The sequence below is a fragment of the Kocuria tytonicola genome, assembly GCF_003687455.1.
GTDB lineage: Bacteria > Actinomycetota > Actinomycetes > Actinomycetales > Micrococcaceae > Kocuria > Kocuria tytonicola.
Window position 1 is genome coordinate 1 of record NZ_PHOA01000147.1, and the last position, 4,071, is coordinate 4,071.

Below are 4,071 nucleotides of genomic sequence, written 5' to 3' on the forward strand. Positions count from 1 at the left end.
CCGATAAGTAGAGTCCTCAGGGCTTGACCTACGATGTTCAGCCCTAGGGATCGAACTGGCTTAGCAATAATTTCTGTTAACGGATGGTCGCCGATGCGCGAACGCGGCCTGACCGGTCGGTGATCCGGTGCATCCGTCCGCGGCAAAGAAATTCTTGACCGATTTTTGCAGGCCCGTTGATCCAGATCTCCTCCACCTCCGGATCGTCCAGGTACGGCTGGAGCGGTCCGTAGCCGGCCACGAGGTCCAGGACCGTCTTGCACGCCGCATCCAGGTCCTGGATGCGGGGCAGGCCGGTGCGGGCGGAACGGACGTCGTAGTCCGCCACGGCCGCGGCCACGAGCTGGCGGGTGGGTCCCACCTCCACCAGCGGATCCACGCCGCTGCGGCGGATCTGCTCGCGCACGTCCGCTTCGATCATCCCGATCGCGTCCTCGGCAACTCCCGTGGCCATGTCTCCCCCTGGGGTTCCCCCGAACCCGCTACCGGCTGGTCATCTCTGGAGGGAACGCTAGGGGAAATCGACGGCGACGGACACGGTCGGGCGGCCAGTCTGTGGACAACCTCGCTGACCTGCACCGATGCCCGCAGGGCGACACGTCATGCACGGTCGCAGAATGAATCCACATGGAAAGTGACCCCCGTCACTCCACGTGCAGGGATGGCGGGGGCGGTGACGCGCGGGACGTCAGAGCGGCGTGGAATCCCCGCGAGCGGCGTCGCCACCCTGGCCGGCCTCTGCGGGAGCGGAGGAGGGTGCGTCCGCTGGGCGGACGGTCGGTGAGGCTGCGGTGAAGGTGAGAACGGAGACGCAGTCCGCCTGGGCGGCGTCGGGGTCCCAGGGCTTCTCCGCCTCGGAAATCGCGATGTGGCGTGCCAGGCGGGTGATGCTGACCTGTTCCTCGCGACGATGCTGGGCCGCGCTGTACTGGGAAATCATGAACAGCACCACGAGTCCGTAGAGCACGAGATCGGTGCCGCGGCCGATGCCGAGCGCCCTGGCGGCGCCGGAGACGAGGTCCGGGACGAGGATGGACACGGCCGCGAAGAAGAAGAACGCCACCGCCGCGAGCCGACGGATGGCCTGGTGCTTGGCATTGGCCCCGCCGCGCACGAGGGTGAGCGCGCCGTACGCGACGGCCAGGATGAGAACGATCTGAACCACGATGGTCATAGGTGTGCCCCGCTACTTCACGAACAGTTCGGCCAGGATGTTCACGCCGTTGAGCAGGGACTGGCCCTTGCCGCGCGAATAGTCGGTGTAGATGATCTCCACGGGGTGCTCCACCCACCGGGGCTGCAGCTCCGCGAAGCGGTTGACGATCTCCGAGGCGTGCGCCATGCGGTTCTGCTTCAGGTGCAGCTCGGCCACCGTGGCGCGGTCGATGGCCCGCAGCCCGTTGTGGGCGTCCGAGAGGTCCATGCCGCTCGTGAACTTGGACACGAACGCCGCGGTGCGCAGCACCAGGCGTTTGAGCTTCGACACCTGGGTGCGGTCGTCCAGGAAGCGCGAGCCCAGAACCACCTCGGCCTCGCCGCTGCGGATGCGCTGGACCATGTCGTACGCATCGACCACGCGGTGCTGGCCGTCCGAGTCGAAGGTCACCACGCAGTCCATCTCCGGGTCCTGCAGCGCGTACTCGAAGCCCGTCTGCAACGCCGCCCCCTGCCCCAGGTTGATGGGGTGCTGGACCACCACCGCCCCGGCGTCCCGGCAGATCCGGGCGGAGTCGTCACGGGAGCCGTCATCCACGCACACCACGTGCGGGAAGGTCTCCCGGAGGGTCTCCAGGACCTCGCCCACCACTTCGGCCTCGTTGTACACAGGCATCACAATCCACGCTCGACTCACGGGGCCATTGTTCCACAGGGTGGCCCGCAGCCCCGGGCCGGGAATCCGCGGGCCTGCCTCCGGCCCGTGCCCGCGCCAGGGAGACCCGGGGCGACCAGCCGGTGGGGGCTTCTCCGGGGCCACCGTCCACTAAACTTCCCACGTACCCACCCCCCTGCCGTTTGGAGTCACCGGTCCCGTGAGCTGGACAGAAGCCCTTCCCCCCTACGCCCTCGCGGGGCTGCTCATGGTCCTGCCGGGCACTCTGCTCAGTGTCGCGCTGGGTCTGCGCGGACTCACACGCTGCGCGGCCGTCATCCCCCTGTCCGTCGCGGGGTTCAGCGCGTCGGCCGTCATCTACGGCCTCGTGGGGGTTCCGTGGAACCCGCTCACCGTGGCGGCGGCCTTCGTGGTCGTCGCGCTCGTGCTGCGGGTCGCACTGATCCCCGCACGGCGTCGCCTGGCGGGGCCGTGGGTGGGCACTGCCTCCTGGCGGGAACGCGTCACCGGCACCACGGTGGGGCTGTGGTGCGGCGCGGTGCTGGGCATCGGGATCGTGGTGCAGCGGCTGCATCTGATCATCCAGGTGCCGGACGCCTACTCGCAGACCTACGACGCGAACTTCCACTACAACGCCGTGCGCTACATCCACGACACCGGCCAGGCCTCCTCCCTCACCCTGGGTGGTCTGGGCGTCGGCAGGCCCTCCTTCTACCCTGCCGCGTGGCACGACACTGCGGCGTTCGTCACGCAGGTGGGACACCTCCCGGTGGTTCTCACGGCCAATGCGATGACCATGATGGTGTGCGGCGTGGCATGGGTGCTGGGGTGCCTCTACTTCACCACCCGGCTGCTCGGGTCCAGGCCGGCGGTTGCGGTGGCAGCGGGGCTCATGGCCTCGTGCTTTCCCGCGTTCCCCTTCCTGCTGAGCTTCTACGGCAATCTCTTCCCGAATGCGATGTCCATCGCGTTCCTCCCCACCTGGCTGGGCCTCCTCGCAGAAGCTCTCAAGCTCTCTCGCGAGCCGTATGCGGGCTCACGGGGCGCCCTGTGGGTGACCGTCCTCGCAGTCACCGGCGCCATGGGGCTGGCACACCCCTCCACCGTGGTGGTGGGCCTGGCGCTGCTGTGGATCATGCTGCTGACGGTCTGGTGGCGCGGTGTGCGCCGTTCCCGCCCCTGGTGGCTCACGCTCCTCGGCGCGGTGGGTCTCGTGGCGTGGCCCGCGGTGCTGCAGCAGATCTGGTTCGCGGCGCGCGCCTCCCAGACCGCCTCCACGTGGAAGCCCCACGCCACGGAGCCCCAGGCCCTCGGTGAGGCCCTGGCCACGGTCCACCCCGATGCTCCCCACCTGCCGTGGGCGCTGGTGGTCGTGGTCCTCGTCGGAGCGGGCAGCCTGCTCCGCCACACCTCCCGGTGGGTTGTGGGCGCCTGGGCATTCCTCGTGTGGCTCTACGTGCTCGTGGCCGCGTCCCGGGACGCGGAGCTGCGCTACGACTGGGCGGGGGTCTGGTACAACGACGCCCACCGCATCCTCGCGCTGATCCCCGTCCTGGCGGTGCCCCTGGCCACCGCCGGGGCCGTGGCGATCCTCCGCTGGTTCCTCTCGCACGCGCGCCGCGCGGCGGCCCGTGCCACCCGGAGCCCCCACGCCTCGGGGCGGCTGCGACCGGTGGCGGAGCGCACATCGCCCGTGCTACGTTCCCCCGCCGTCAGGGCGCTCGGCGGCCTGCTGGCGGTGTTCGTGGGGTGGCAGCTGTTGCAGACCCAGCCCATGACGGACGTGGTGAACTACGGCAAGCACCAGTACGCGGGCTACGGGGACTACCCTTACGCCCTGGTCTCTCCCGATGAGCAGGCGCTGCTGGAAGAGCTGCCCCGGTACGTTCCCCAGGACGCGGTGGTGTTCGGCAACCCGCTCACCGGCACCTCCCAGGCGTACGCCGTCTCGGGCACGCACGTGCTGTTCCCCCACAACGGACTGGTCGCGGACAAGGAGGCCTCGGTCATCGCCCACCACCTGGACGAGCTGACCACGAACCCCGCGGTCTGCCCCGCCCTCGAGAAGCACCACGTCCAGTTCGTCCTGGACTTCGGTACGCGTCAGGTCAACCCGTACGCCTACTTCGACACGAAGGGATACGACCAGCTCACCCCGCAGAACGGCTTTGAACTCGTGGCCCGGACCGGTCCCGAGGCCAAGCTCTACAGGATCACCGGCTGCGGGTGACATCCCCCCC

Annotated in this window: 4 protein-coding genes; 1 reads left to right on the top strand and 3 read right to left on the bottom strand. The window is 69.2% G+C overall.

Annotation, left to right across the window (positions count from 1 at the left end; translation table 11 throughout):
* Positions 1–76: 76 nt before the first annotated feature.
* The 3 genes from CWC38_RS11165 to CWC38_RS11175 form a co-directional block, all read right to left on the bottom strand.
* Entirely contained in the window at positions 77–454 is a 378-nt protein-coding gene (locus CWC38_RS11165) for a hypothetical protein (RefSeq protein WP_240625239.1), read from the bottom strand.
* A 234-nt stretch (positions 455–688) separates the two neighbouring features.
* Complete coding sequence (locus CWC38_RS11170) at positions 689–1,174, bottom strand: DUF2304 domain-containing protein (protein WP_121846796.1); 486 nt, start codon at positions 1,172–1,174, stop codon at positions 689–691.
* Between the two features lie 12 nt (positions 1,175–1,186).
* Positions 1,187–1,831 (bottom strand): glycosyltransferase family 2 protein, encoded by a 645-nt coding sequence (locus CWC38_RS11175; RefSeq protein WP_121846797.1) that lies wholly within the window; start codon positions 1,829–1,831, stop codon positions 1,187–1,189.
* A gap of 199 nt (positions 1,832–2,030) precedes the next feature.
* On the opposite strand from CWC38_RS11175, the gene CWC38_RS11180 reads away from it, so the two are divergent.
* Entirely contained in the window at positions 2,031–4,061 is a 2,031-nt protein-coding gene (locus CWC38_RS11180; RefSeq protein ID WP_121846798.1) for a DUF6541 family protein, read from the top strand.
* Positions 4,062–4,071: the final 10 nt, after the last annotated feature.